This window comes from Pseudocolwellia antarctica (assembly GCF_049933045.1).
Classification (GTDB): Bacteria; Pseudomonadota; Gammaproteobacteria; order Enterobacterales; family Alteromonadaceae; genus Pseudocolwellia.
This window is the reverse complement of the sequence record NZ_CP187926.1, coordinates 3,495,448-3,522,157: the sequence shown is the minus strand read 5'-3', so window position 1 is coordinate 3,522,157 and position 26,710 is coordinate 3,495,448. Positions and strand designations below refer to the sequence as shown.

General features: G+C 34.9%; 26 protein-coding genes. 18 read left to right on the top strand and 8 right to left on the bottom strand.

Going from position 1 to position 26,710, the window contains the following annotated elements; translation table 11 throughout:
- Positions 1 to 7: 7 nt before the first annotated feature.
- From ctaD to ACPUVN_RS15310, 3 genes are read left to right on the top strand one after another with little or no spacing between them, the layout of a single operon-like run.
- Entirely contained in the window at positions 8 to 1,612 is a 1,605-nt protein-coding gene (gene ctaD / locus ACPUVN_RS15320) for a cytochrome c oxidase subunit I (RefSeq protein WP_426359469.1), read from the top strand.
- 57 nt (positions 1,613 to 1,669) lie between these two features.
- The gene (locus ACPUVN_RS15315; RefSeq protein ID WP_426359470.1) at positions 1,670 to 2,221 is read left to right on the top strand and encodes a cytochrome c oxidase assembly protein; all 552 of its coding nucleotides are present in this window, start codon (positions 1,670 to 1,672) and stop codon (positions 2,219 to 2,221) included.
- Positions 2,222 to 2,259: 38 nt separating this feature from the next.
- Positions 2,260 to 3,144 (top strand): cytochrome c oxidase subunit 3, encoded by an 885-nt coding sequence (locus tag ACPUVN_RS15310; protein WP_426359471.1) that lies wholly within the window; start codon positions 2,260 to 2,262, stop codon positions 3,142 to 3,144.
- A 71-nt stretch (positions 3,145 to 3,215) separates the two neighbouring features.
- Here the strand turns inward: ACPUVN_RS15310 and ACPUVN_RS15305 are convergent, their stop codons facing one another.
- The gene (locus ACPUVN_RS15305) at positions 3,216 to 3,488 is read right to left on the bottom strand and encodes a DUF2909 domain-containing protein (protein ID WP_426359472.1); all 273 of its coding nucleotides are present in this window, start codon (positions 3,486 to 3,488) and stop codon (positions 3,216 to 3,218) included.
- Between ACPUVN_RS15305 and ACPUVN_RS15300 the strand changes: the two genes are divergently transcribed.
- From ACPUVN_RS15300 to ACPUVN_RS15280, 5 genes are all read left to right on the top strand, one after another.
- Entirely contained in the window at positions 3,466 to 4,197 is a 732-nt protein-coding gene (locus tag ACPUVN_RS15300; RefSeq protein ID WP_426359473.1) for an SURF1 family protein, read from the top strand. The two genes, ACPUVN_RS15305 and ACPUVN_RS15300, sit on opposite strands and share 23 nt — an antisense overlap.
- Before the next feature lie 36 nt (positions 4,198 to 4,233).
- Positions 4,234 to 4,794: a hypothetical protein gene (locus tag ACPUVN_RS15295; protein ID WP_426369369.1), complete on the top strand. Its 561-nt coding sequence runs from the start codon at positions 4,234 to 4,236 to the stop codon at positions 4,792 to 4,794.
- Positions 4,795 to 4,862: 68 nt separating this feature from the next.
- The gene (locus ACPUVN_RS15290) at positions 4,863 to 5,867 is read left to right on the top strand and encodes a COX15/CtaA family protein (RefSeq protein ID WP_426359475.1); all 1,005 of its coding nucleotides are present in this window, start codon (positions 4,863 to 4,865) and stop codon (positions 5,865 to 5,867) included.
- An 8-nt stretch (positions 5,868 to 5,875) separates the two neighbouring features.
- A complete protein-coding gene (cyoE, locus tag ACPUVN_RS15285) occupies positions 5,876 to 6,784 on the top strand; it encodes a heme o synthase (protein WP_426359476.1) in 909 nt (302 codons plus the stop codon).
- 58 nt (positions 6,785 to 6,842) lie between these two features.
- Entirely contained in the window at positions 6,843 to 7,481 is a 639-nt protein-coding gene (locus ACPUVN_RS15280) for an SCO family protein (RefSeq protein ID WP_426359477.1), read from the top strand.
- A 273-nt stretch (positions 7,482 to 7,754) separates the two neighbouring features.
- On the opposite strand, the gene ACPUVN_RS15275 is transcribed toward ACPUVN_RS15280, so the two are convergent.
- Positions 7,755 to 8,843, bottom strand: coding sequence for a polysaccharide deacetylase family protein (locus ACPUVN_RS15275; protein WP_426359478.1), 1,089 nt, complete (start codon positions 8,841 to 8,843; stop codon positions 7,755 to 7,757).
- 284 nt (positions 8,844 to 9,127) lie between these two features.
- Between ACPUVN_RS15275 and ACPUVN_RS15270 the strand changes: the two genes are divergently transcribed.
- Positions 9,128 to 9,550 (top strand): GNAT family N-acetyltransferase, encoded by a 423-nt coding sequence (locus tag ACPUVN_RS15270; protein WP_426359479.1) that lies wholly within the window; start codon positions 9,128 to 9,130, stop codon positions 9,548 to 9,550.
- A gap of 267 nt (positions 9,551 to 9,817) precedes the next feature.
- On the opposite strand, the gene nfuA is transcribed toward ACPUVN_RS15270, so the two are convergent.
- Positions 9,818 to 10,396 carry a Fe-S biogenesis protein NfuA gene (nfuA, locus tag ACPUVN_RS15265; protein ID WP_426359480.1) on the bottom strand — a complete coding sequence of 193 codons (579 nt, stop codon included), beginning with the start codon at positions 10,394 to 10,396 and terminating at the stop codon, positions 9,818 to 9,820.
- A gap of 456 nt (positions 10,397 to 10,852) precedes the next feature.
- On the opposite strand from nfuA, the gene ACPUVN_RS15260 reads away from it, so the two are divergent.
- Positions 10,853 to 12,826: a M14 family zinc carboxypeptidase gene (locus ACPUVN_RS15260; RefSeq protein WP_426369368.1), complete on the top strand. Its 1,974-nt coding sequence runs from the start codon at positions 10,853 to 10,855 to the stop codon at positions 12,824 to 12,826.
- 25 nt (positions 12,827 to 12,851) lie between these two features.
- Entirely contained in the window at positions 12,852 to 13,433 is a 582-nt protein-coding gene (locus ACPUVN_RS15255) for a hypothetical protein (protein WP_426369367.1), read from the top strand.
- A gap of 154 nt (positions 13,434 to 13,587) precedes the next feature.
- On the opposite strand, the gene ACPUVN_RS15250 is transcribed toward ACPUVN_RS15255, so the two are convergent.
- Both ACPUVN_RS15250 and ACPUVN_RS15245 read right to left on the bottom strand, forming a co-directional pair.
- Positions 13,588 to 14,061, bottom strand: coding sequence for a VOC family protein (locus ACPUVN_RS15250; RefSeq protein WP_426359482.1), 474 nt, complete (start codon positions 14,059 to 14,061; stop codon positions 13,588 to 13,590).
- 123 nt (positions 14,062 to 14,184) lie between these two features.
- Entirely contained in the window at positions 14,185 to 14,958 is a 774-nt protein-coding gene (locus ACPUVN_RS15245; protein ID WP_426359483.1) for a ComF family protein, read from the bottom strand.
- 54 nt (positions 14,959 to 15,012) lie between these two features.
- On the opposite strand from ACPUVN_RS15245, the gene bioH reads away from it, so the two are divergent.
- The 3 genes from bioH to ACPUVN_RS15230 all read left to right on the top strand — a co-directional run bounded on the left by bioH (position 15,013) and on the right by ACPUVN_RS15230 (position 17,288).
- A complete protein-coding gene (gene bioH / locus ACPUVN_RS15240; protein WP_426359484.1) occupies positions 15,013 to 15,828 on the top strand; it encodes a pimeloyl-ACP methyl ester esterase BioH in 816 nt (271 codons plus the stop codon).
- A 229-nt stretch (positions 15,829 to 16,057) separates the two neighbouring features.
- Entirely contained in the window at positions 16,058 to 16,342 is a 285-nt protein-coding gene (locus tag ACPUVN_RS15235) for a hypothetical protein (RefSeq protein ID WP_426359485.1), read from the top strand.
- A 1-nt stretch (position 16,343) separates the two neighbouring features.
- Positions 16,344 to 17,288 carry a putative metalloprotease CJM1_0395 family protein gene (locus tag ACPUVN_RS15230; RefSeq protein ID WP_426359486.1) on the top strand — a complete coding sequence of 315 codons (945 nt, stop codon included), beginning with the start codon at positions 16,344 to 16,346 and terminating at the stop codon, positions 17,286 to 17,288.
- A gap of 86 nt (positions 17,289 to 17,374) precedes the next feature.
- On the opposite strand, the gene pyrE is transcribed toward ACPUVN_RS15230, so the two are convergent.
- Both pyrE and rph read right to left on the bottom strand, forming a co-directional pair.
- A complete protein-coding gene (gene pyrE, locus ACPUVN_RS15225; protein ID WP_426369366.1) occupies positions 17,375 to 18,028 on the bottom strand; it encodes an orotate phosphoribosyltransferase in 654 nt (217 codons plus the stop codon).
- Between the two features lie 15 nt (positions 18,029 to 18,043).
- Positions 18,044 to 18,757: a ribonuclease PH gene (gene rph, locus ACPUVN_RS15220; protein ID WP_426359488.1), complete on the bottom strand. Its 714-nt coding sequence runs from the start codon at positions 18,755 to 18,757 to the stop codon at positions 18,044 to 18,046.
- Between the two features lie 208 nt (positions 18,758 to 18,965).
- On the opposite strand from rph, the gene ACPUVN_RS15215 reads away from it, so the two are divergent.
- The 4 genes from ACPUVN_RS15215 (at position 18,966) to ACPUVN_RS15200 (ending at position 23,257) form a co-directional block, all read left to right on the top strand.
- Positions 18,966 to 19,391, top strand: coding sequence for a group I truncated hemoglobin (locus ACPUVN_RS15215; RefSeq protein ID WP_426359489.1), 426 nt, complete (start codon positions 18,966 to 18,968; stop codon positions 19,389 to 19,391).
- Positions 19,392 to 20,109: 718 nt separating this feature from the next.
- Positions 20,110 to 21,942, top strand: coding sequence for a YfiR/HmsC family protein (locus ACPUVN_RS15210; protein WP_426369365.1), 1,833 nt, complete (start codon positions 20,110 to 20,112; stop codon positions 21,940 to 21,942).
- Positions 21,943 to 22,079: 137 nt separating this feature from the next.
- A complete protein-coding gene (locus ACPUVN_RS15205) occupies positions 22,080 to 22,310 on the top strand; it encodes a DM13 domain-containing protein (RefSeq protein WP_426370575.1) in 231 nt (76 codons plus the stop codon).
- Positions 22,311 to 22,393: 83 nt separating this feature from the next.
- Positions 22,394 to 23,257 carry a YicC/YloC family endoribonuclease gene (locus ACPUVN_RS15200; protein ID WP_426359491.1) on the top strand — a complete coding sequence of 288 codons (864 nt, stop codon included), beginning with the start codon at positions 22,394 to 22,396 and terminating at the stop codon, positions 23,255 to 23,257.
- A 140-nt stretch (positions 23,258 to 23,397) separates the two neighbouring features.
- On the opposite strand, the gene ACPUVN_RS15195 is transcribed toward ACPUVN_RS15200, so the two are convergent.
- Complete coding sequence (locus tag ACPUVN_RS15195; protein ID WP_426369364.1) at positions 23,398 to 26,637, bottom strand: DUF748 domain-containing protein; 3,240 nt, start codon at positions 26,635 to 26,637, stop codon at positions 23,398 to 23,400.
- Positions 26,638 to 26,710: the final 73 nt, after the last annotated feature.

The window sequence follows — 26,710 nt, the reverse complement described above, 5'->3', positions numbered from 1 at the left end:
GGTAGACATGACAACAGAAAATATAACAGCAGAGCAGTCTGATCACGATTCGCACGACGAGCATCACGATCATAAAATGACAGGTGTAAAACGTTGGTTGTATACCACTAACCATAAAGATATAGGCACATTGTATCTATGGTTCTCATTTATTATGTTACTCACTGGCGGTGCATTAGCCATGGTAATTCGAGCTGAGCTTTTTCAGCCTGGATTACAAATAGTTGAACCTGATTTTTTTAATCAGTTAACCACCGTGCATGGTTTAATTATGGTGTTTGGCGCCATCATGCCAGCATTTACTGGTTTTGCTAACTGGATGCTACCTATGATGATCGGTGCTCCAGATATGGCTTTACCACGTATGAATAACTGGAGCTTTTGGATTTTACCTTTTGCTTTTGGGATTTTACTCAGTTCATTCTTTATGGAATCGGGTGCGCCAAACTTCGGTTGGACATTCTATGCTCCGTTATCAACAACGTTTTCAAATGGTAGTACAGCATTTTTCGTTTTTGCTGTTCACATTATGGGTATTTCATCCATCATGGGGGCTATCAATATTGTTGTAACTATCATGAATTTGCGTGCCCCTGGCATGACATACATGAAAATGCCTTTATTTGTTTGGACCTTTTTCATCACTGCTTATTTATTAATTGCAGTAATGCCCGTACTCGCGGGTGTAGTGACTATGGTACTGACTGATACGTATTTTGGGACAAGTTTCTTTGATGCGGCAGGTGGCGGTGATCCCGTTATGTTCCAGCATATCTTTTGGTTCTTCGGACACCCTGAAGTATATATTATGATCCTGCCAGCTTTTGGTATTGTGTCTACAATTATTCCTGCATTTTCACGTAAAAAACTCTTTGGTTATGCGTCAATGGTTTACGCAACATCGTCTATCGCTTTATTGTCGTTCATCGTATGGGCTCATCATATGTTTACAACAGGTATGCCGTTGTTTGGTGAACTGTTCTTTATGTATTGTACTATGCTGATTGCGGTGCCAACGGGTGTGAAAGTATTTAACTGGGTAGCAACCATGTGGCGTGGTTCTTTAACTTTTGAAACGCCTATGCTGTTTTCAATTGCCTTTGTTATTTTATTCACTATTGGCGGATTTTCAGGGTTAATGTTAGCTATGACGCCTGTAGATTTTCAATATCACGATACCTATTTTGTTGTAGCGCATTTCCATTATGTATTAGTTACAGGGTCACTATTTTCTATCTATGCGGGAGCCTATTACTGGTTACCTAAATGGACAGGGTTTATGTATAACGACTCTTTATCTAAATGGCATTTTTGGTGCTCACTTATCTCGGTTAACTTACTGTTCTTCCCAATGCACTTCTTAGGTTTAGCTGGTATGCCTCGTCGTATACCTGACTATGCTCTACAGTTTGCAGATTTTAATAAATGGGTAAGTATTGGCGGGTTTGCTTTTGGTTTATCGCAATTAATATTCTTAGCTGTAGTTATTAAGTGTATTAGAGGTGGAGATAAAGCTGCTGCTAAACCATGGGATGGCGCTGAAGGTTTAGAATGGGAAGTGGCAAGTCCTGCACCATATCATACGTTTTCTACACCACCGAAAATTGATTAGTAATGATCTACTCGTCATTAGTTATGGCGAGTTAGTGATTTAAATAAGGCGGTTAATGTGACTGAACAAAAAGCAGAAAGTACTAAAAAAAATAAAACGGTATTAACTAAATTAATACTGATTGTTTTCGGTATGTTTGGTTTTGGCTTTGCATTAGTGCCTTTATATGATGTTTTTTGTGACATTACTGGATTAAACGGGAAAACCAATGAAACGGCGGCTAGTTATTCTGCTAGTGGAGTTGATACATCCCGTACAGTAAGCGTTCAGTTTATCAGTCGAACAGCTCAAGGGATCCCTTGGAAGTTTGAGCCCGTTCAAAGAGAGATTACTGTTCATCCAGGTGAAACGAAATTTGTAACTTTTTACGCTAAAAACGAATCAAATCGAGACATTATAGGACAAGCGGTTCCATCCGTTTCGCCAGGTTTAGCTGCAGCATACTTTCAAAAGATAGAATGCTTTTGTTTTACTCAGCAACCTTTAAAAGGTAATGAAGAAGTAGAAATGGGATTGCAGTTTTATGTTGATCCTGAATTACCTAAAGATATCTCAACACTTACCTTGTCGTACACCTTGTATGACGTAACAGGCAAAGTTGACTCGTAAAAAGAGTATTGCGTATACGCATAATTAGGGGAAATTTAATGGCTACTAAAGAATATGAAAATTATTATGTACCAGCACAAAGTCATTGGCCGATAGTCGGTGCCGTAGCGCTATTTTTGATAGCAATAGGTGCAGCAAATTTTGTATCTAATATGAATAATGAAGAAGGTGGTGTGGGCGGTTATTTACTTATTGCTGGCATTGGTTTAGTTGTTTACATGTTATATGGCTGGTTCAGTAATGTTATAAATGAATCTATGTCAGGAAAATATAGTCACCAAATGGATAACTCATTTCGACAAGGTATGAGTTGGTTTATATTTTCAGAGGTTATGTTTTTCGCCGCTTTTTTTGGCGCATTATTTTATGCTAGAACCTTATCAGTACCTTGGTTAGGGGGGGCGGGTAATAATGAAATGACAGGTGCTGTTTTATGGCCTGAATTTGAAGCTATTTGGCCATTAATTACTACTCCTGATGGTACAGAAACAACTCAAATGGGTTGGTACGGTTTACCGCTAATTAATACAATATTGTTACTCACATCTTCAATTACCGCACATTTCGCACACTCTGCTTTGGCAAAAGATAATAGAGAAGGAATTAAACTTTGGTTAGGTTTAACCATTGTTTTAGGTGTGGTTTTCTTGTTTTTTCAGGTGCAAGAATATGCACATGGCTATTCTGAAGAAATGCAGCTTTACTTAACAAGTGGTATTTATGGTTCAACATTCTATTTATTAACGGGTTTCCATGGGATGCACGTAACCCTTGGTACCATAATGTTAATTGTTGTATTCATTAGAGTATTGAAAGGTCACTTTACTTCAACTAATGCCTTTGCTTTTGAAGCGGCGAGTTGGTATTGGCATTTTGTCGATGTGGTTTGGGTAATATTATTTGTGTTTGTTTATGTATTGTAAATTGATGTGATTATTCTAATCAACGTAAGGTGCTTATTGTAAGTACTTTACGTTATTAGGTTTAGTATTGATTAGTGCGGTGTAGGATTTGGCGTAATAACCCCAGTCATAATGCCAACGAGTATTAACATAACAATGAATGCGGACATCATAACTCTTCGACCAATAAACTTAGACATTGATGGTTGGTTAGGATCGTTCTTATTCATAATGATTAAAGCTTTAAATAGGTTGTAAACCATAAAAATTAAACAACCAACAATTATTATTTTAATGATCAAAGCGTCGTCTCCTATTGTTTTACTGTAAGGAATTAACTGTTTGAAAAATGTATTCTCAAACATTCGTTTACCTTGGTTGATATTTACCCTACTGGTTTTTTCATCATTAGTAAAATTAGGATTATGGCAAAGTGATAGAGCCATAGAAAAAGAAACACGTTTGAACAGTATTGCACAATTGAGTCAAACCGCAGCAATGTCTTTACCAGAGATACTAAAGCTTCCTTTAAATGAGATTAATGATTATCCCATTCAACTGAATGGTGCATTTGAAAGTGATGTTTTATTTTTATTAGATAACCAAACGAATAAAGGGCAATTAGGCTATCGCGTGTATCAAATATTTACTGGCGATGGGCATTCGGTACTGGTTAATTTAGGTTGGGTGTTGGGGTCAATAAATCGAGCCGAAATACCTGATATTAAACCTATAACGGGTACCTTTAAAATAAATGGTCATATACGTTTACAGGATAAAGGTATATTGTTGATGGAACAAAATTTCACCGATATTTCATGGCCTTTACGAATTCAACAAATAGAAATAGATAAATTATCAGCGGTTGTAAATGAAGAACTTTTACCTTTTATTGTTTATGTAAATAAAGACGAAGAGTTGGGATATAAGAAGAATTGGCAGCCTATTGTCATGCCACCTGAGAAGCATCAAGCATACGCATTTCAATGGTTTAGTTTAGCAATAGCTTGGTTGATTTTGATGTTATGGGCTTCAATTAAATTTAACCGAACTGACCATGATAGTAACGAATAAAAAAATACTAATAATAAAATATAAGGATCTAGATGCATGAGTGACGTTCAAAAACATAAATCTCGCCGTAATTTATTACTGGTAATAGCCGTTTTTGTTTTACCTATTGTTTTAGCTAAATTAGCACTAACGCAAAACTGGCTTGAGTATGGTGTTACCAATAAAGGAACACTTATTGAAAATCAGTTAACTTTACAAGATCTTGGTATTTCCAATACTGAATTAGATAACATGTGGTTAATTTTATATGCACTCCCTAATGACTGTAATAAGCATTGTGAGCAAACGCTATTAAGTGTAAATAATACGCTTATTGCGCTAGGTAAATATAAACCAAAAGTTAGAAATGTTGCCTTATACAAACATACATTATCTAACGACCAATTAAGTCATTTAGATCATGATGAATGGTCAGTAATTCCATCTCCCAATAATCAACATCTTCTTATTCAAGAATCCACCGTATTATTAGTAGATCCGCTAGGTAATATTATTTTAGAACATAAAGCACCCATGCATGTAGAAGAGCAAGCCATGTTTGGAAAAGGTATCCTTGCTGATATGAAAAAGTTATTAAAGTATTCAAAAATTGGTTAAATATTAACTTGGTTAGATATTTATTTGATTAAATGTAAATTAATAAACATTAAAAATGGATAGTCGTGATGAGCCGTAACATTACAAATATAAAAACATTGGTGTTAGTTAGTATCTTGTTAGCCATTATAGTCGTTAGTTTAGGTGCATATACACGTTTAACGCATGCTGGTTTAGGCTGTCCAGATTGGCCTGGTTGTTATGGTTTTCATGATGTTCCACATACCAGTGAAGAAATCTTAAAAGCAGAAGCTGCTTTTCCAGATAGACCTGTTGAACCTGCAAAAGCATGGAACGAAATGATCCATAGATATTTCGCAGGTGCGCTGGGTTTATTGATACTTCTTATTACTTTCTTATCAATTAAAAATAGAGAGGTGGGTTCTCCAATCTTTCTGCCTATTTTGATTTTATGTGTAGTTACCTTTCAAGCAGCTTTAGGAATGTGGACTGTTACCATGAAGCTTATGCCTATTGTGGTAATGGCACATTTGTTAGGGGGGTTAACGACACTTTGCTTATTGTTCTTATTGTACTTAAGAATGAAACGCTTTCATGTGCGAGAAGGTAATACCACATTAAGAAGAATGGCCAAATTTGGTTTATTGGGTATTGTTTTACTAACTGGACAAATAGCTTTAGGTGGATGGACTTCTTCAAATTACGCCGCACTTACTTGTACAGAGTTACCTATCTGCCAAGCTGGGTGGCAAGAACAACTTACCTTTGAAGATTCTTTTGATTTAATTCCTCCTAAGTTAGATACATATGAATATGGGCATTTAAGTCATGCGTCACGAATTACTATTCATGTTATGCACAGGTTTGGCGCTATCGTTGTTTCACTTTATTTATTGTGGTTGTCTTTTGCTGTAATGAGTAAAGCATCATCATCTTTTTTTCAACAAACTTCTTTGACACTTGTTACCGTTTTGGTTTGTCAGATTGGGTTAGGTATAAGTAATGTTTGGTTTTCTTTACCATTAGGCGTAGCTGTTGCACACAATGTGGTGGCTGCATGTTTGATGTTAACGTTGATCCTTCTCACGTACGGCTTACAGCGTAAAATATAGGGGTTATTATGAGTACAACAACGTCAGAATTAACAATTAAAACTTCACACGCTACATGGCGTGACTATTACGAAATAACCAAACCTAAAGTAGTCGCTTTATTAGTGTTAACCGCATTAGTAGGAATGAGTTTATCGGTACCAGGTGCTATTCCATGGCAACTTTTAATACCTGCAATGTTAGGTATAGGTTTATTATCTTCAGCTGCTGCTGCGATTAACCATATTGTTGATGAGAAAATAGATAGTGAAATGGGACGAACCTATAATCGCCCATTGCCCAATGGAAGGCTAACATCTAAAAATGCCATTATATTTGCAGTAAGTATTGCCGTTATTGGTTTTGCTACCCTATACGGTTTAGTGAATCCGCTTACTGCATGGTTAACTCTGTCTGGCTTAGTGGGTTATAGCTTTGTTTATACAATGTACTTAAAGCGCGCCACGTCTCAAAATATTACTATTGGCGGCTTAGCGGGTGCTATTCCTCCATTACTTGGTTGGACAGCAATGACCAATGAAATTCATCCACATGCTTTGCTTCTTGTTTTAATTATATTTACTTGGACCCCACCTCATTTTTGGGCACTCGCTATTCACCGTAAAGATGAATACGCCAAAGTGAATATTCCTATGATGCCTGTAACTCATGGCGTTAGCTTTACTAAAACCCAAATATTACTTTATACCGTTTTATTGTTTGTAGTGGGGTTATTGCCTTACTTAGTGGGCATGTGTAATTGGTTATATTTGATTGGCGCAGTTTCTCTAAATATAATTTTCTTTGCGTACGCATGGAAGCTGAAGTTTAATGCGGATGAAAATACAGCAATGGATACCTTTAAATTCTCGATCATACATTTAATGTTACTGTTTATTATCTTATTGGTTGATCATTATCTGTTGCCTTTATCTTAATGTGTAGAATAATAGCGTTACATTTTTTACTGTAAATACAATGAGTACAAATTAAGTTATGAACAAAGTTATATATGTTGTAGTTGCATTGGCGGCTTTAATTACGGGTGTTTTGTTATTTTCTCAGCTCAACCAAGAAGCTAAGCCAGAGCATGCTCTATATTATGAAACAGAGCGCGTAATCAAACCGTTTAAAATGACAGATCAAGATGGAAATGGTTTTACGAATGAGCAGTTAAAAGACCAATGGTCTTGGGTGTTTTTTGGTTATACCTCTTGTCCTGATGTTTGTCCTACAACTCTCCAAGAACTTAATTTTATCTATGATGATATGAAAGCTATAGCATCAAATACTCAAGTTATATTAGTTTCAGTAGATCCTAAGCGTGATACAACAGAAAGGCTTGCAGGCTACATAAAGTATTTTAATAAAGAATTTATAGCGCTAAACAGTGGTCATGAAGTGCTGTTTCCATTTGCGCGTAATTTAGGTTTGATGTACGCCATTAACGACGGTGAACGCTCTGAAGATGGTATGTACACAGTAGATCATAGTGCTTCAATCGTACTTATTAATCCCAACGGAAATATAGCTGCTATTTTCCAACCTCATCAAGTACTTGGTAAATTACCAACGATTGAAGGCGATAAATTAATGAGCGACTTTTCTAAAATAGTAGCATTAAATATTAAGTAACCTGAGCTCGGCCTAATACATTTTTCTCTAACAGCTACTTTTACTTGCTTCATCGTTAAATTTACTTGCAATAGGGTAACTATTGACGCGAAATTTGCCTTGAAGAAAGAAAAACTATCAAGCTAGCGTATAAGTTAAATTTTATGAGTATTAATTTTAATGAATTAAAAACATCTTTAACCGAGTTCAGGTTAAGTAAATTTCATAAAATGGTTTGATACAAAATATTTAAAGCTTAATGCAATGATAGCGTTAAGCTTTTTTAATGTAGAACTATAGTGGATACCAGCTTCCATCTGCATTTAAAACAAACCAAGGTTGAGAAAACCAATAAAATCGTCCTGATTGTTTAATGCTTGGCGCTGTACAATTACTTCGTACTCTACCTACAGGTAAAGGTTCTGAAAAAGTTAAAGTAAACTTGTCAGTGCTTATCCATTCAACTTCCTGCTTTCCTATTCCTGATATATAACAAGTTAATAAATTACGATTAAAGTCTTCAACTTTTACATTGAAAGTTACATCCTCAATGCTGTTGTAATGAGTTATAGGACTCTGATCATTGTTTACATCTGTAACTACCATAGATAGATCAAGTGGTAGTGAATTAAGCTTATCTATAAGGCTTTCTAGTTGATCATAAGGTTGCGATGCAGGAAATCGCGGAATAGCCGTTAAGTTTGTATCAAACCCTGCAGCACCTGATTGCTGAGTAAAGGCAATAAAATCATTTTCTTCTAACCAGTTCTGTAGCTCAAGTGTGTATTCACCATAAGGGTAAGCAAAGAATTTAAAACTCTTTCCTGTATGTTCTTCTATGATTGATTCAGCTAAAAGTAAATTACTGGTTTGTTGCTTGAACCATTCTTCTTTACTTTGGCTTTTTGATTGCCTAGCAAAAGAGTCATGAGTTAACCCATGATTCGCTATAGTTACATTCTGGTTAGGCAGGTTAGACAATTCAGTGATCTGGTCCCATGAAAGGTAAGGCTCAGAAGATGAGCTGATCAGCTTAGGGTTAATGAAAATAGTATAAGGAAAATTAAACTTATCGATAATAGGTTTGGCTTGCGACAATATATTGCTGTAGGCATCGTCAAACGTAATTGCGACGGTTTTATCTGGTAAACTTTTCTTGTTTTTTAATGCATCGACCAAAATAGGTAATGGGATAACATTAAAGTTTTCATCAGCTAAATGTTGTAAATGAACTTCAAACTGTTGTGGAGTAATAGAGGTACTTTTTGGCGTAGAATCACTCACATGATGATACTGTAAAATTACTGCCGCTTCGCTAGTGATAAAAATTGAAGGCATTAAAGTAATTATAAAAAACAGAAAGGTGAGTTTTTTAATGAGCATGTTAATCTCTCGTTCAGGTAAGGTGAATATAATAAGGCGCAAATAACATAATGTTTACCTGCTATAAGGTGGGTCATCTTAATCTACATGAGTGTTGATTGTTATACTGATTGATTAAGAAAATGTTTCTATTCAGATGTGTTTGATTAGTATTACGAAGCAGAACTCTTTAATCGTCAGATTATTATGTAAAGTCATATTATATGAGATAGAAATGGGACTTTTATATAAATAAACGTTACAGTTTGAACTCCCCGTGTAGACAACCGTATTAAGGAACTAAAATGGAAGTGAAATTAGCCGATAGCAATTCAAATATTTTAGGGATAGCAGCTGTTCTTCAACAGTTACGCACTCAATTTCCCGTTGCTTATATCAAAACGCAAATCCGTGAACAAATGGAAGATGGCTACAATATCGCTTACATAGAAGAAGAGGGCGAAATAGTTTGTGTAGGTGGTTTTGTTATAGGCCAGAAGCTTGCTTGGGGTAAATATCTTTATATAGATGACTTAGTAACGAATGAATATGCACGTTCTAAATCTGCAGGTGCTGTTATGGTAAAATGGCTTAAAGAGTATGCTAAGTCTAACGGTTGTCAGCAATTACATATAGATTCTGGAGTACAGCGTTATATGGCACACAAGTTTTATTTACGTGAAGGTTTTATTATTGCCAGCCATCATTTTTCTATGAGTCCGCTTTAAGAACTAATCTTTATTTCGTTGGAATATATTGAGTAGCCTATTAGCAAACATACCTATGTACCCGTAGGCCGCTAATAGGATGGCAGGTATTAAAAAACATAATCCTAATATTTGCCAGTAGTGATGAAAGTAGTAACCCACAAAAATGAATAAAGTCCCAACAGCAAAAAGACCAAGCCCACGCATAAAAAATGATAAACTGCGTTGTGGGTTTTGGCCTAGTTTTTCTAATAACTTGTTCAATGAATAAACTGAGTTAACAAAAGCTTAGTAGTAAGAGTGATCACCACGTTCATGCTCAGTCATATCTTTCACACCTTTGATCTCATCGCCCATTACATCAATTAACTGTTTTTCAATACCGTCTTTTACAGTTACATCAATTTGGCTACAGCCATTACAACCACCACCAAACTGTAGTATTGCATAACCTTCTTCAGTAATTTCCATTAGCGTACATTCACCACCGTGACCTGCTAATTGAGGATTAACTTCAGCTTTCAAAAAGTAATCAACACGTTCAAATAATGGAGCGTCATCGCCTACTTTACGTAATTTTGCATTAGGCGCTTTCAGTGTTAACTGAGAGCCCATTTGATCTGTTGTGAAGTCTATTTCAGCGTCTTCTAAATAAAGTTTACTAGCACCATCGATATAAGCGGAGAATTTTTCGAAAGGTAATTCAATATCTTCAGGTTCAATAGCGTCAGCAGGACAATAAGAAACACCACATTCAGCGCTAGCTGTTCCAGGATTTACTACAAATACGCGAATACTTGTACCTTCAGCTTGTTGTGATAATAGCTTAACAAAATGCTCTTGTGCGGTTTCAGAAATATTGATCATAGCAGTGTTCTACTCTCTAGATATACGTTAACAGAAAAGATAAAAATACCTGAGTAAAACACTCAAGTATCTTCATTTTACTCTCCAAAGATGATTGGTGCTAGTGGTAGATTAAAATAAAAGCTCTAATTTAGCTGTTAGCCCTAGTTTCACTGTTATTATTTTGTTATTTTGATGTGTCTGTTGATCTTTCGAGATTGTTTTTACAGCTGTTTTTGGATATTTGTACAAGACTTAATCTTTGTCTGTGATTATTTACCTGAAAAGGTGATATGAATTAATAATGCTCCAAAATGCTAATCGAAGGATTAGACCCCTTACTTATCGTGTTTAAATATTTTATCTCAAACAAGGTTTAATCCGTTTGGTATAACCACGAAGATAAACAGACCCTAACCCTAAACCGAACTGTTAAGATCATTCTTAATCGCTTGGCATTATTTTAAGGATGATTGAATGTCTCTTTCCCGCACATTTACAGTAGTTTTTTCCGCTTTTTCATTTTTTTATGTTTTCTTAGCTCAAGCAGCATCAGTTACCGAATATTTACCCGCAGGTCATATTTATAACAAAGACATTCCTACCCCTCATGATGTTTTAGGATTTGGGCTGGGCGAGAGACATATCCGATACGACCAACTTTCTAATTATATTAAGGCGATAGATAGTCATTCTGATCTTGTTCAAACCACTGTTATGGGTAGAACAAATCATTTCAGAGAACAATTGCTTGTCACCATCACTAGTGAAAAAAATCATGCAAAGCTAAATGAACTGTTAAATTCGAGAGCTGACTTTTCAATTAAAAAAGCTGACGAACCTTTAGTTATTTGGCTAGGTTATAGCGTACATGGCGATGAACTCAGTGGTGCAAATGCAGCGTTAGCGGTTATTTATCATCTTGCGGCAAGCGAAAATCAATCAGTTAAAGCATGGTTAGACGATACGATTATTGTAATGGAACCAAGCAGTAATCCTGATGGTATGGATAGGTTTGTTAGTTGGGCTAGTGACAATAAAGGTACGGTTGCGAATCCTGATCCTAATCATATTGAGCATCATCAAGGCTGGAGAACAGGGCGTGGTAATCACTTTGAGTTTGACTTAAACCGAGATTGGCTATTGCTTTCTCAAGTTGAAACTCAAAATAGAATGGCTTACTTTCAGCGTTATCAACCCAATATAGTGGGCGATTTTCATGAGTTAGGTTCAGATAAAAGTTATTTCTTTCAACCTGGCGTTGCAACCCGTATTAATCCCTTAACCCCTAAAAATAATATAACCCTTACCCATTTGATGGCGACATATCACGCCAAAGCATTAGATAAAGAAAACCATTTATACTTTAGCCAAGAACAGTTTGACGATTTTTATTACGGCAAAGGTTCTACCTATCCTGATATTAATGGCAGCGTCGGTATTTTGTTTGAACAAGCCAGTAGTATGGGTATGCAAATTGAAACAGACAGCGGAATACTCACACTAGAATATGGTATTAAAAATCATATTGTTACGTCTCTTTCTACCATAGAAGGTGCTTGGGCGAATAAAGATAAGTTTATTGAAAACAGAAAAACATTTTATGAAAATGTAGAAAAAGAAGCTAAACAAGAGAAATTTAATGGCTATTTGATTACAGAAAAACATGACAGTTATCGCTTAACAGCCTTCTTAAGTAAACTAAAACAACATCATATTGATGTGTATAAATTAACAGATGATTTCAAAGTGAAGTCTACTGTATTCGAGCCTGCTTATAGCTATTACATCCCGCTAAATCAGCCTAAATATAAAGTTATCAGAACCTTATTTGATACACCAACGACTTTTGTAGATAACACTTTTTATGATGTTTCAGGTTGGACTTTACCTTTAGCAATGAACATTGAATTTCATAAGGTTAATAGTACTCGAGGACTAGAACTCGCTGAAACACCTTGGAAACAACAAACGAAACAACTCAATATAACAGCTGAAAATACAAAATTAGAAACTGATGCTTACGCTTATGTATTCGAATGGAATGACTTCTTAGCACCCAAACTATTAAATCAAATATTGAGTGCTAATATTAAAGCGAAAGTTGCAACTGAAAGCTTTACGACTATTGTTGAGGGTAAAAACCAGCAATTTGAAGCAGGCAGTATTGTCATTCCTACAGCTTTACAAGACCAAACTAATTGGCAAGAATTACTTAAAGAATTTTCACATAACAGCCAAATATCTATAACGGCACTTACATCAGGGCATACTCCTGAAGGTGCAGATATCGGTAGCCCGTCATTAAAAATCCTTAAACCAATAAAGGTATTATTAATCGGTGGAAAAGGAGTTTCAGAAACAGAAGCAGGAGAAATACTCTTCTATCTAGACGATACCTTAAACATTCCTGTAACCGTAATAGAAAAAGAATCGTTTAGACAAAATTGAGTTAAATGCTTACACACACATTGTAATGGTTAATGGTAACTACCAAACGTTAAGTCCTATTGTTGTTATCAAGCTAGAGAGTTGGCTTAAAGAGGGCGGTGTTGTTTTTGCTCAAAAATATGCAGCGCAATGGTTAGCTAGCAAAGATATATTGAAAGCATCGTTCGTCAGTAGAAATCAAATAAATCAATTGTTTGATACTTCTGAATTATCTTATAAAGATAAAGATTATTTAGCTGCGAGAAAGCGTATAGCGGGTGCTATTTATGAAACGAACTTAGACACAACTCATCCGTTAACATTCGGCTTTAATCAGAAGAAGTTACCAGTTTATAAAAATAACACCTTGATAATGGAGCCTTTACATTATCCATTTACAAACGTAGGAACTTACTCTGCATCGCCATTATTAAGTGGTTACACAGATAAAAACTTAATTGCCAGAATTGCTAATACATCTTCTTTGGTTGCTCATAACGTAGGAGAAGGGCGTGTTATCGCTACTACGGATAACTTTGTATTCAGAGGGTATTGGTATGGTAGTGCGAAGTTGTTAGCTAATAGTTTGTTCTTTGGAAAAGTATTCAGCGCACCAGCGACGCGCTAAATTTCATCAGTATTTTATTTATGATTATCAATCGACAGCATATTGTAGAGCTAGGGTCTGGAGCTGTATTGTCTAACTAAGTTGCCTAATTAAGTTACCTAACTCAGTTGAAGAGCTTTACTGTATAGCCGATTGATAATCTGGAAAATCAGCTTTAGTTTACCGATTTGAACTCTAATCTATTACCGCTTGGCTCTCTTATCATCATATGTTGGGCAGGACCTTTATAAAATAGCTCTGGCGCAAACTCTATCACTACACCAGGGGCTTTCTTAAAGCGTTCATATAATGTTTTTAAAGCGTCTATATTTTTAACTGAGATGGCTAAGTGATGTAAACCTACATTATTTTTTCGATCAAAACTTACGGCTTCACTGGGTGTAGTGGTTTGCCAAAGTGTTATAAGCATTTCTCCGTCACTAAGAAAACTAGCAGGATAAGAGGTGTCTTTACCTTTTAATTCCCAGCCTAAAGTATCAACAAAAAAGTTCGTTGAAGCGTTTAAATCAGTAACCGTTAAACCAATATGGTTAAAACCTGTTGTTAAAATGGCATCTTTTGCTGATAAGTTAAGGCTAGTAAATAAAGTAAGAGTGATTATAAGTAAACGAATGATACGATTGTTCATGATTTTAAGTACATAAATGATTGATACTAAAACAGACCTGATCAGACGTAATTAAATTTTATAGATAAGAATTATTTTTCAATGGTGAGCTCGTATTTATATAAATAAGGCTATAAATGATGATTACTCTGATTTAGGTAAAGCAATGGTTACGCTCATCACAGATACTATTTCTACACCATTTTGCTTAAGTAATGCAGATATTTCATTAACAGTAGTACCTGTGGTAACCACATCATCGATAAGTATTACATGCTTAGGTAATGTCATTATTTGAGTATTTACAGTAAACGCATTCTTAATATTTTTACGCCTTTCCACACCAGATTTACCTACTTGTGCTTCTGTTTCTAAAATACGGCTGATCACATTGTTTTTATATTTTATGCCACTGTACTTAGCGAATTTTTTAGCAATTAAGTGAGCTTGGTTATAACCTCTGAATTGCCATTTAGAAAGATAAAGAGGCACAGATAATACAAGTTCAGGTTTTGGCTTATCATTTAATTTGTTGATACTTTTTATATTGGTTTGCCAACTATCATTAAGAAGACGTCCTAATAAGCCTGCTAGCTCAAATCTACCGTTATATTTTAATGATCCCACCCATTGACTATAAGGCCACGCGTGGGGAGATAAAGAATACAGATGATCAAAAGCTTGTTTGGGTATTAATTTATTAATGGCTGGCCAATTAAGTAAATCAGCCGATATGATGGGATAATTGAAAGTAGGTAAATCTTGTAAACAAAACTGACAAATTAGAGGGTATTCTTGGCATTTATTTCCGCATAAATCACATGACGATAAAACCAATGACGACTTATGTATAAGGCGTTTAAACTTATTAATATAGCGCCATGTACCACGCTTAAAACTTACAGTATCAAATTCCATTTTGAACACTCATCAAGTAAACTTCAATCCATCTAAAATCAGTATATAAACAAAATGAATAATTCGCTAATTACAACTCGATATTCTCTCAAAAATAATCAAACAGCAAACAAAAATATCCCGTTAGTGTTTATTCATGGTTGGGGCTTAAACTCTGCTGTTTGGGAACCAACGATTCAAAAATTACAACAAGATGTGGATATTATAACGGTGGATCTACCAGGTTTTGGTTTGAATATAGATCATACGTTAACTGATTATTCGCTAGAAAATATTGCTAAAGAAATTCAGTCAGCCGTAGGTATCCCTGCTATTTATGTTGGGTGGTCGTTAGGTGGTTTAGTTGCGACTCAGCTAGCGTTAAGCTTTCCTGAAAAAGTATTAGCGTGTATTACTGTCGCTAGCTCGCCACGTTTTTTAAGCCAAGAAAGTGATGTTCTACCATGGCCAGGTATATTGCCTAAAGTGTTAACTATGTTTTACCAACAACTAGCACAAGACACCAAAAAAACTTTAGAAGGCTTTTTGAAAATTCAAGCCATGGGAAGCCCAAATATAAGACAAGATATAAAAACGATTCGAAACCTTGTTATGCAACATCCAGTGCCAACAGAACAAACCTTAAATGATTCATTACAGTTACTTGAAAAGGTGGATTTACGCGATGACTTATCAAAATTAACGCTACCTTTTTTACGTTTTTATGGCAGATTAGACAGTTTAGTTCCTAAAGCCGTTATTGAACAAATAGACGAATTGCTACCTCATAGCGATAAACATATTTTTGATAAAGCTTCTCATGCGCCGTTTATTTCTCATGGAGAAGAGTTTAATGATGTACTTTTATCATGGGTTCAAAAACATCTATAAAACTTGAATTGTATAGAATTGAACTTTAGAAGGTTAATACAACCTAAACTATTACTTTAGGGTTATCTTATATTTACGTTTTATCTTGTTTATAAAGGCGCCATAACATTTACTTTTTAACGTTTATGGTCAATAATTAAGCTATGAAGCATGGTTTAAAAATACAGAAATTTTTCTTCAATAATAAAGTTTAAGTATTATTTTTGTGAAGCTAAATTAGGAGACACCAATGGAAATACAATCTGCATTCAACAGTGGGTTACAAGGCTTTCAAAAGGCGAATGAAGATGCAAGTAAGGCGGCGTCAGATATAGCTGCGAGCACATCTTATGGTGCCCAAGCTGTAAAAGAAAGCACAACAACTACAGCTCCACAATTACAAACCCAAGCACAACCCGACTTAACACAGTCGATTGTAGATTTGAAAGTTGCCGAATTCCAAGCGAAAGGTTCTGCTAACGTTATAAAAACTGCGGATGAAACCTTAGGCACCTTATTAGACGTACGAGTATAAAATGAACATTACACCGCATGTTAATCCGTTACCTGTTGCTACAGCGGTCAATCCGCCTACGGATAACTTGCGTCAAGAAAATGCTAGCCGACCTATTATTACTGCTCCCACTCAAACCAGTGGCTCACCTGCAGAAAAAGGCACAGCCGATAAGCACAAGGCATCTGATCAATCAGGTGATCAGTTTAATTTTACTGAGTTACAAAAGTCTGCTGAGAAAAATGCTAACCAAATTGCAGAAAGATCGGGGCAAGGTGAGCAAGAGCATAATCAAGAAAACAATCAAGAAAGTGCTAATCAAAGCTCAGAAGAAAAACCTGAAAATAGCCAAGAAAGTGTAGAAGCGGTTCAAAACGAAAAAGAGATCCAACAACTTAAAGCGCGCGACCAAGAAGTTAGATCTCATGAATTAGCACATGCCTCAGTAGGGGGAGCTTCAACAGGAACACCTTCCTATGAATTTGAAATTGGTCCAGATGGTAATAAATATGCTGTTGCAGGGGAAGTATCTGTAGACTTATCTCCAGTAGCTGACGATCCACAAGCTACCATCACTAAAATGGAACAGGTTTATGCAGCAGCACTTGCACCCGCTGATCCGTCATCGCAAGATATAAAAGTAGCGGCGCAAGCTGCAGACCTCATTGCTCAAGCTCAAGTTGATTTAGCAACAGCAGAATTAGATGATAGCGAGCGTACTAATCAGCCACAAAAAGCATCGCCTTATATTGGTAATAGCGATGTGTTTCGTGATGAAGCGAATTCAGCAAGTCAAAGTAAGTCATTTGATACACAAATAAATCAAACCTTAAAAGCTCAAGAAGAAGTTGCTCCTTCTATTTCTAATGATGTCAAAGCAAGATCTGAGCGTATTGAAGGTTACTACTCAAATATTATACAAGCTTATGAAAAGCAGCCATCGCATCAGTTTGAGTTAAGTGTTTAAGTGTTGAAGTTTTTCTAGTTAAAAAGAAACCCGCTAAAAAGCGGGTTTTTTATTGTATCATTTTTGTTAAATACATAAATACTAACTTAAATTCCGTAAGTTTCTCTGTATTGTTTAATGCTATTTAAGCTTTCTATCAAGCTAGGTGTTTCAGTGATTTTCTCTTCTAAATAACTGATCAAATCAGCTAAAGTCACGATTGAAATAACTTGCGTTCCAAAGTCACGCTCAACTTCTTGGATCGCTGATAGTTCACCTTTGCCTTTTTCTTGACGGTCTAAAGCGATAAGAACACCTGATAACTCAGCGCCGTGTGCTTTAATAATTTCCATCGATTCACGAATAGCTGTGCCTGCAGTAATTACGTCGTCAACCAACATAATTTTACCTTCAAGCGGAGATCCCACTAAAGAACCACCTTCTCCATGAGTTTTAGCTTCTTTGCGGTTAAAGCAATATGGAATGTCTAAGTCATGATGATCAGCTAATGCTACTGCTGTAGTAGTAGCAATAGGAATACCTTTATAAGCAGGGCCAAAGAGTAAATCGAACTCAATAGACGAATCAGCTAAAGCCGATGCATAATAACGACCTAACTTAGCTAAATCACCACCGGTATTAAATAAACCCGCATTGAAAAAGTAGGGGCTTGTGCGGCCAGACTTTAAAGTAAACTCACCAAAGCGTAATACGTTCTTAGCTAAAGCAAACTCGATAAATTCACGTTGATAATTTTTCATTAATTTTTGTCCTAATTAACTTAAAGCAGATTTTTGAATATCAAATAACTCGTTAATACCATCTTTTGCGAGTACTAACATTTCTTGCATTTCATCAAAGCTAAACGGTTCTTCTTCAGCCGTGCCTTGTACTTCAATAAGCTTACCCGTATCTGTCATTACAACGTTCATATCTGTTTCAGCGGCAGAATCTTCAGGGTAATCTAAATCAGCAACTGCTTCACCTTTGTAAATACCAACTGATACTGCAGCGATCATATGTTTTAGTGGGTTAGTTTTAATTATATCTTTAGCACGCATATAGTTAAGCGCATCAACCAATGCAACACAAGCGCCTGTTATAGAAGCTGTACGTGTACCACCATCTGCCTGAATAACATCACAATCAAAGCTAATTGTGTTTTCACCTAATGCTTTTAAGTCAACCGCTGCACGTAAAGAACGAGCGATTAAACGTGATATTTCAAGTGTACGACCGCTTTGTTTGCCATTTGCTGCTTCACGTCTCATACGCGTATGAGTTGAACGCGGTAACATACCATATTCAGCGGTTATCCAACCTTTGCCTTGGCCTTTTAAAAAACGAGGAACACCTACTTCAACTGAGGCAGTACAAATAACTTTAGTGTCGCCAAATTCGATTAAAACCGAACCTTCAGCATGTGCAGTGAATTGACGAGTAATAGTAACTGGGCGAATTTGCCCTAGTGTTCTGCCGCTTGGACGCATGATTAAATTCCTAACATTAAATAATTGCTGAGCATTATAAAGCCTCAAATGCTAATTTGACATAATGATGTATGAAGTATTTTGAAATAGAGTGATATTTATTTTAAGGAAAGCTATTTGTGCTTGTATATCTTTAGTTCTGACGACTTGCATTAAACAACCAACAGAAACAAACAGGCTGGTACCTTTCAACTATGTGGTATTTATAATGACTCGTTTTACTCAACTACAGATTAGCTTTTTAATATTGTTTTGCATGTCCTGTAGCCAAACAAATAATGCCACACTTTATGATCGGATGGGTGGGCAAGTCGCTATTGATAATATTGTTAAACATGTTATTCAAAACATTGGACGAGATGAAGTTGTTTTTGACTATTTTTCTGACAGTAATGTAACTCGATTTCAAAAAATGCTGGCGTTACATTTATGTGAAGTGACCGATGGTCCATGTAAATATAATGGTGACTCCATGAAAGATATACATACAGGAATGAATATCACCGAAAGTCACTTTAATCATGTGGTTGAGATTTTAATTAGTGCAATGGACTCTTCGGGAATTCCTTATCCTTTGCAAAATGAATTGTTAAAACGTTTAGCCCCTCTCAGAGCCGATATTATTAAAATTTAGTAAACCTTTTTCTAATTAATCATTTTCCTTTATGTTGAGAGTTTTAAAAACTATCAGCATAGACTCAGCACTAATTGAACATATAACCACTCACATATCCTCCATCAATCATAATATCACTTAAAAAACGTTAAAGTAAACTTACGGACATGCTACTTATCTGTATTACAAGTTTTGGTGTTTACTATAAAAACTGCATTTCTCGTAGCTGAGCTTTTGATAAATATCTTTAGTAAGGCGAGTATTCAAGCGTTTACTCCATCTGTCGACATTAAACTTATTTAATAAAAGCATGTTATCAAAGATATACAATTTATAAATAATAAGTAGTCTGTATAAAGATATTTGACAGGTTGAATATCTTTGAAATGTATTGAGATTGCTTTTATGTTGAATGTTATTTTCTAAAAAGTAGATATCTTATCTTATTTTTCATTCAAGTAGTTGTATACAAAGAACAAGTATCTCGATATATTTAATACAATACTGCCGTAGTATACATAGTCGAATTAGTCAAATTATTAAAAATTAACAAGATAAATAATTTTCTTTGGAAATATATTCGCCTCTATATTGCTTAAATATTCGTACTTATTAAGCATCGTAGTAAAGTTTACATATAAAAAATAGTAGAACATCATTCAAAGGAAGTTAGTAAGGTCGGTAGATAAAGCGATAAAGTTATAACCGATTAAAAATAATTATAATAAGGAATGTCATGAAAGCAAATATTATACGATTACAATCAAGTCTTATGTTGTTAATTGTTATTGTAGGAACTTTATTAGGTGTACAAGCTGGAGCGCAGTCATCAACACTTGATTTCGAGAAAGTAACGCTAGTCAGTAAATTAGCCAAACATGTTAGTTGGCCAAATAGTGATGAACAATCTAAATTTGTTATAGGTGTATATAAAGACGCTGAGAAGTACGAATATTTTAGTGATTTTTTTGCTAATAAAGCCGTTAACAATGAAGATATTGTTGTACGTTTAGTTAACGAAGTTAGTGAAACTAAAGACATGAATATTTTATATGTATCTTCATTAACAAGTAGAAGGAATATAATAACATTAGCAAAAAAAACAAGTGGTTCACATATTTTACTGATCACCGAAAATAATAAAATAACCTCTGATGTTATGGTTAACATTTCATATGATCAAAAAAAATTAGCAATGAGCTTTGACGTTTATTATGCTGCTTTTGATGATGAAAAATTAAAGATGCCCGATCTGTCTTATTTTCAAGACGAAAAGAATAATGAAGAAATATTAACAGTAAGTCCTACTTTTGCTATAGAGCAACAAGAAGATAAAAAACTATCAGAAGCTGAATTACTTAATAAAAAAATAAAACAGCAGCAATCTTCATTAGAACAGTTAAATAAAAAATTAAAGCAGAGTGAAGAGAGTTCAGATTCATATAAATTTGTTTTAGAAAAAAATGCTGAACGTTTGAAAGTTGCACAACAAAAAAATACAGAAAATAACAAAGAGATAAAATCTAAAGATAAAAAGTTACAGAGCCTAGAAAAGCAATTAAAAACACAAAACACACAATTGCAAACGCAAAAAACACAATTGCAAATGAATAAAGATGAGTGGCAACTGGCTGACCAAAATAAAGCGGAAGAACAAGAAAAAACATTAATTGATTTAACTGAAAAACTCAAAAAACAAAAACAAGTTACAAGTAGTACCAGTAAAAAGTTAACAGATCAGATCAAAAGTAATGAAGCTTTATCTAAATTCGAAATGCTATTTTATGTATTCTTACTTATCGCCATTATTGCTTTAATTATTGTATTGGTTATGTGGAATAAAGTTAAAAAATCAGCATCACAAGTTATTCTGCCACCAATAAGTGAAGTAGAACCGTTATTACCAATAAGAGAAGAGCAATTAATTAAATCAGAAAATATGGCTGCTTTTGGATATATAGCTTCTGATATTACTTACGCAGTTGGTTTGTCTTTAGATGAGTTTTTGACTCAAGCAGGATCAGGCAAAGATGAAGAAAAAACGATAACACTTAAACCAGTAATTACTTTATTAGAGAACTTTAATCTTATTGCTGCGGATCAAGATGAGACTCAAGTTCAACGTTTTGATCTTATTGCTTACGCTCAAAAAATGATGATGCTTTATGATTTCGAATTTAAGCAGAGTGATGTTCTTTATAGTTATTCGGGTGAAGAAGAGTTAATACTTAACTCAGTTCCTAGTTATATTGCATTAGTACTTTTACATTTAATTAATAACTCGTTAAAGCACGGTTTTGATAATAACGGTAAGGGTAAAGTATCTCTGAAAATTGAAAAAGGGACTAAAAGTGGAGTGCAAATTACATATGCTGACGACGGAAAAGGAATGAACAAAGAAACGTTGAAGCAAGTATTCACACCATTTTTCACAACACATAATGATCGAGGTTATGTCGGCATAGGTATGAGTACCACTTACGATCTCATCAAAAATAAACTCGGTGGCGAGATTAAAATAGAGAGCCAAGTAAGTAAAGGTACAACGGTTATAATTAACTTGTCGTAAGCTCTACTTTATTTAAGCTAAACATAAATTTAATGACATTATTTAACGGGAATGATTATTCATCCCGTTTTTTTATGCACGATGAATTTATGCTTCAGTTATGAAAATACCCTTTTAAAATCATTTCTCTTTAAAACATACTGTTTCAAGAATCGCTTTATTTTTATGGCGATACGAGCAGTAACTTTTTATCAAGTAATGTATTTATTTTAGGCGATACTCTTCGAGATAATAGTGTTGAATATGTGAACGAAAATATCACATTAAAATTACCTAACAATAAAACATTAGACGATCTTCAATACCTTAGTGTTTGGTGTATCGACTTTAATGCAAACTTTGGTGATTTACGCTTTACTGCACCGTAAAATAGGCGATATAAAAAAGGCAGTACTAGCGCCATTTATCTCATTCGGGCATAATTATACAAAATATTTTATTAGGCTAAATTATGATCCACAGTATGACAGCATTTTCACGTGTTGAGGTGAAAGGTGATTGGGGCAACGCCGTATGGGAAATCCGTAGCGTAAACCAACGATTTTTAGAAACATACTTTAGGCTCCCTGAGCAATTTCGTAGTGTTGAACCTGTGTTAAGAGAACGTTTTAGAAAACAACTTAACCGCGGTAAAGTTGAATGTAACTTGCGTTTCAATGCTAATGCCTCAGAAAAAAACAACCTAACATTAAATAAAGACCTTGCCCTTCAGCTTATTGAACATGCAGGTTGGATAAATGAACAAACACTAAACAGCAAACTTAACCCTGTTGAGATTATGCGCTGGCCCGGTGTTATGGAAGCTGAAGAAGCTGACATGAGCAAAATCCAAACAGAAATATTAGCTGGCTTTGACCAAGCCCTTACTGACTTTATTGCAGCAAGGGCAAGTGAAGGTAGCAACATGGCTACTTTAATTGAACAACGTCTTGATGGAATAACCGCAGAAGCTGAAAAAGTAAAAGCTTTCATGCCTGAAGTTATCGAGTGGCAACGTAATCGCATTATCGATAAATTCAATAGCGCTAAAATAGAATTAGAATCAACTCGTGTTGAGCAAGAACTTGTTTTACTTGCACAAAAGATGGATGTAGATGAAGAAATTGATCGCTTATACAGCCATGTAAAAGAGACCAAAAGCATTCTTAAAAAAGGTGGCGCACAAGGTCGTCGTTTAGACTTTATGATGCAAGAGTTTAATCGTGAAGCTAATACACTTGGCTCAAAATCAATCAACTCAGATATCACTAATTCAGCTGTTGAATTAAAAGTGTTAATTGAACAGATGAGAGAGCAGATCCAGAATATTGAATAGTGTAATATTAAGAATAAAAATGTCTCAATAAAAGAGCCAGTTGAATCTATTCAACTGGCTCTTTTTCGTTATAGATATGTTGTGTGATTTTTATGTGTGACTCTAAGCAATGCATCTAAATACAGAGCAAACACATCAGATTAAACTGAAATCACCATTCTTGGTATTGCACCTTTACTACTATCTATTTGCGGAGTACATAATAGTATTCTGCCTGATTCAATCTGAGCTTGTTCAACAACGTGATCTTTAAAGGCTTGTTCACGTTGATCACCCATTTCTTTAAGTGTTTTGATTTCTTCAGGTGTTAGCTTTTGTCCTACAGGTAAGCCAATATCACCAGGCACGCTGATAGCACAAACTTTCACTCGTGTATCTTTTCTATCTTTCATTAAAGCTGCAAACTGTTGTATATATATTTGCTGCTTTTCATCAAGTTCTACTTGCTGAGGGTCATAAGGAAGATCTTCAAAACGAAGCTTCAATATGAACTCTCCAGCGGTCATAGCAACTGATACTATATTGGCGTAAGGCACGAAGGTTGTCATTAAATAGTCTTGCGTTGCAGACATGACTGCTTTTTTAGTAATAAGTGCGATAAAGCTACTAATACCAAATGATGGTGATGATGTTTTACCTGATAAAGGTACATCAAGTACTAAGTCTCCATTGCCATCTTTAAGCATACCTAAGGCTACATTAAAGGGGATGCCGACTTGGTCTTTTACTGCGTTAACTTCGTCATTTGCTGCAGCTGTTTCAAGACCATTAATCTTAATATTCACATCGCCATCTATGTCATCGTTAATCAGGGTGATGTCTAATTTTGTATTTAATTGACCACTTTTTAAGACGAGTTTTAAAGCATCTTTCATATAAGTAGAAACATCAGGTAATGATAATTCGTTCAAGCTACCTTTAAGATGATAAGTCTGTTTAGCGGCAAAAGGTTGAATAAAGCCTTCGAATGCGAAGTTTGCGTATCTGTTACTTCTACCTTTTAACAATATAGGTGTTTTGTTATTGGCATTTTCTTTGATATTACTAAGTTTACCTACAGAAAGTTCGTCTATTGTGAAGCTGCGCTTATAAATAGGGTTAACACTGTTATCAATGAAATTGATTTGATTGGTATTTATAACATTGATTGCATTTAAGCTAATGTAAAATGGCGCTTCTGTACTAACAGCTTCGATAGGTGGCTCGACGGGTAATTCTGATTTTTTAGTTTTCTTCGACTTTTTAGCTTTTTTATTACTATTTTTAGCAACTTTTGTTGTTTTTTCTTCAACTTTTACTTGTGGTACTTCTTGCTCTTTAACTACTACTTTATCCTCAGAAGCAATATTCACGAGGTTCGCTAATACTTTTTCTTTATTTAAAATAATATCGCCTTTGATGGTGTCGATATTAATTTCGTTCAATGATAGAGCAACGGCTGAGCCATTGATGTCAGTGATGCTTATGTTATTGATAGTAGCAACAGGAGGAAGCTCTGTTGCATTGGTTTGTGAGAACAGTAGTTGTTTAATATTTAATGAATCAACAAGAACAGAAAGATCTGCTTCTATATTTCCCGTTGGGTTCTCAGCTAGTTTTGGCGATATATTACTTAGATTTAATTCCTCAAAAAAGAGGATTTTAGGTAAGTTGCTGTGATCTGTTTCATTATTGTCAGTAGTTGCTTCTGGTAATGCTTCTACAGATGCTTTAGTTAACACAAACTGAGCTTTCGCATCTATACTTGTTATTTGGTCTTTTTGTTGTTCATCTTTACCCATATTTATTGAAAAGCCTGCCATGCTATAAAGTAGGTTTTCTAAATGAATACGTTGTTTTTGGGTATATGCCGCAACATCTTTAGTTGTTAACTCTGTGTTTTCAACAGTGACCTCAATCTCACTTTTTGGTAATGCCTCAGCACTTGTGAACTCACCTTGGCTTATGTCTACCGATAAACCTTCAATGTTATATAACAAGTTACTTAAATTAACTCGCTGTTCTTTTGTGTTAGCACTTAAGTTCTTAGTGGATAATTGAGTGGCTTTAACTACTGCATTGATTTTACTCGCCGCTGTAGCTTGAGGTTGGTCGCTGTTTAATTCGCTTTGATCAATACTTACGGAAACATCATCCATTTTATAAGAAAAATCATCTAAATTGACACTTTGTTCTTTAGTATTAGCCTTAAGGTTTTTGGTCGATAGTTGAGTGGTTTGAACTGTTGCGTTAATTTTATTAGCTGCTATCGCTTGCGGTTGTTTACTGTTTAATTGGCCTTTATCAAGCTTTACATCAATATTATCCATGCTATAAACAAAGTCATCTAGAGCAATATTCTGCTCTTTGGTATTAGCTTTCAAATTATTGGCAGTTAATTGTGTGTTATTAATTTTTGCCGTTATTTTACTTGCCGAGCCTTGAGTTTCATCAGTAGTACTCATGCTAAGAGCAATATCGCTAACGGTATACACTAAACTGTCGTAGTTAATATGTTGTTCTTGAGTGTCTACAATAATGTTTTCAGTGGCTAATTTTGTATTTTCTATCTCAACATTGATACTGTTATTCGTAATTTGAATATTTGGAGTGCTTGAAAACGAAAGTAAACCACTAAGTGTTTCTATCGGTTGAATGAGATGGTTAATTTTATTAAGTGAATACTCACTTACATCAATAGTGCTTTTTATTGAGCCTTCATTGTTTTCTAAATTAAGTTGGCTGGTAATGTTAATTGCTGCATCATCAAGTAAAGAGGTTAGCTCAAGGCTTGCTGATTGCTGAGTTTGACTCGCTTTAATATGACTTATCAATAGCTTTTTAATATCAAATTGATGTGCATTGCCATCTACTAAAGCTGCTATTACTGTGTTTGATAATATTAAATTTTCTAGCTGAACTTCAAATGCAGAGGGTTCTGTAGAGGCTTCTTCAGTCGATTCGTTGGTACTTGCTTCAGCAGTTAATTCTTCTTCGTTTGCTTCAGCTTTCTCAGGTGTAAGATTAACTCCTGCAACAAAAAGGTCGTTTTGTTGTTTATCAATTTTTACAAATACCCCGTCAATCATAAACTCTTCTAACTCTATGACTTTGAAAGGTACTTTATGTAAGGCTATTTGTAATGCTAATTCATCAGTTTTAAATACCGCTTCATTATCTTTTAATAAAACTAAATCATTAATATCTATACGCGTTAGGAAAGGGTTGTAACTGATATAGGCATCTTCAGATAAGGTTAACCCGTATTCAGCTAAAGGATCTTTTGCAAAGTATTTAATAATGGGAGAAGAAAGTACCCAGATTAAACAATATAAAATGAATATAAAGGCGGCGATTATAAATAATAGTCGTTTATAAAAAGGTAAAGCAGGTGATGGCATTTAAAATAACCTTGGTAAATAGAGACTTAATTTAAGTGTTCTAATTTTATCAAAGGCTTTATTAAATAGCTTT

Coding starts and splice junctions, on each gene's coding strand:
- ctaD (WP_426359469.1), top strand. CDS start 8: ATGACAACAGAAAATATAACAGCAGAGCAGTCTGATCACGATTCGCAC.
- ACPUVN_RS15310 (WP_426359471.1), top strand. CDS start 2,260: ATGGCTACTAAAGAATATGAAAATTATTATGTACCAGCACAAAGTCAT.
- ACPUVN_RS15305 (WP_426359472.1), bottom strand. CDS start 3,488: ATGTTTGAGAATACATTTTTCAAACAGTTAATTCCTTACAGTAAAACA.
- ACPUVN_RS15295 (WP_426369369.1), top strand. CDS start 4,234: ATGAGTGACGTTCAAAAACATAAATCTCGCCGTAATTTATTACTGGTA.
- ACPUVN_RS15290 (WP_426359475.1), top strand. CDS start 4,863: ATGAGCCGTAACATTACAAATATAAAAACATTGGTGTTAGTTAGTATC.
- cyoE (WP_426359476.1), top strand. CDS start 5,876: ATGAGTACAACAACGTCAGAATTAACAATTAAAACTTCACACGCTACA.
- ACPUVN_RS15280 (WP_426359477.1), top strand. CDS start 6,843: ATGAACAAAGTTATATATGTTGTAGTTGCATTGGCGGCTTTAATTACG.
- ACPUVN_RS15275 (WP_426359478.1), bottom strand. CDS start 8,843: ATGCTCATTAAAAAACTCACCTTTCTGTTTTTTATAATTACTTTAATG.
- ACPUVN_RS15270 (WP_426359479.1), top strand. CDS start 9,128: ATGGAAGTGAAATTAGCCGATAGCAATTCAAATATTTTAGGGATAGCA.
- nfuA (WP_426359480.1), bottom strand. CDS start 10,396: ATGATCAATATTTCTGAAACCGCACAAGAGCATTTTGTTAAGCTATTA.
- ACPUVN_RS15260 (WP_426369368.1), top strand. CDS start 10,853: ATGTCTCTTTCCCGCACATTTACAGTAGTTTTTTCCGCTTTTTCATTT.
- ACPUVN_RS15255 (WP_426369367.1), top strand. CDS start 12,852: ATGGTTAATGGTAACTACCAAACGTTAAGTCCTATTGTTGTTATCAAG.
- ACPUVN_RS15250 (WP_426359482.1), bottom strand. CDS start 14,061: ATGAACAATCGTATCATTCGTTTACTTATAATCACTCTTACTTTATTT.
- ACPUVN_RS15245 (WP_426359483.1), bottom strand. CDS start 14,958: ATGGAATTTGATACTGTAAGTTTTAAGCGTGGTACATGGCGCTATATT.
- bioH (WP_426359484.1), top strand. CDS start 15,013: ATGAATAATTCGCTAATTACAACTCGATATTCTCTCAAAAATAATCAA.
- ACPUVN_RS15235 (WP_426359485.1), top strand. CDS start 16,058: ATGGAAATACAATCTGCATTCAACAGTGGGTTACAAGGCTTTCAAAAG.
- ACPUVN_RS15230 (WP_426359486.1), top strand. CDS start 16,344: ATGAACATTACACCGCATGTTAATCCGTTACCTGTTGCTACAGCGGTC.
- pyrE (WP_426369366.1), bottom strand. CDS start 18,028: ATGAAAAATTATCAACGTGAATTTATCGAGTTTGCTTTAGCTAAGAAC.
- rph (WP_426359488.1), bottom strand. CDS start 18,757: ATGCGTCCAAGCGGCAGAACACTAGGGCAAATTCGCCCAGTTACTATT.
- ACPUVN_RS15215 (WP_426359489.1), top strand. CDS start 18,966: ATGACTCGTTTTACTCAACTACAGATTAGCTTTTTAATATTGTTTTGC.
- ACPUVN_RS15210 (WP_426369365.1), top strand. CDS start 20,110: ATGAAAGCAAATATTATACGATTACAATCAAGTCTTATGTTGTTAATT.
- ACPUVN_RS15200 (WP_426359491.1), top strand. CDS start 22,394: ATGATCCACAGTATGACAGCATTTTCACGTGTTGAGGTGAAAGGTGAT.
- ACPUVN_RS15195 (WP_426369364.1), bottom strand. CDS start 26,637: ATGCCATCACCTGCTTTACCTTTTTATAAACGACTATTATTTATAATC.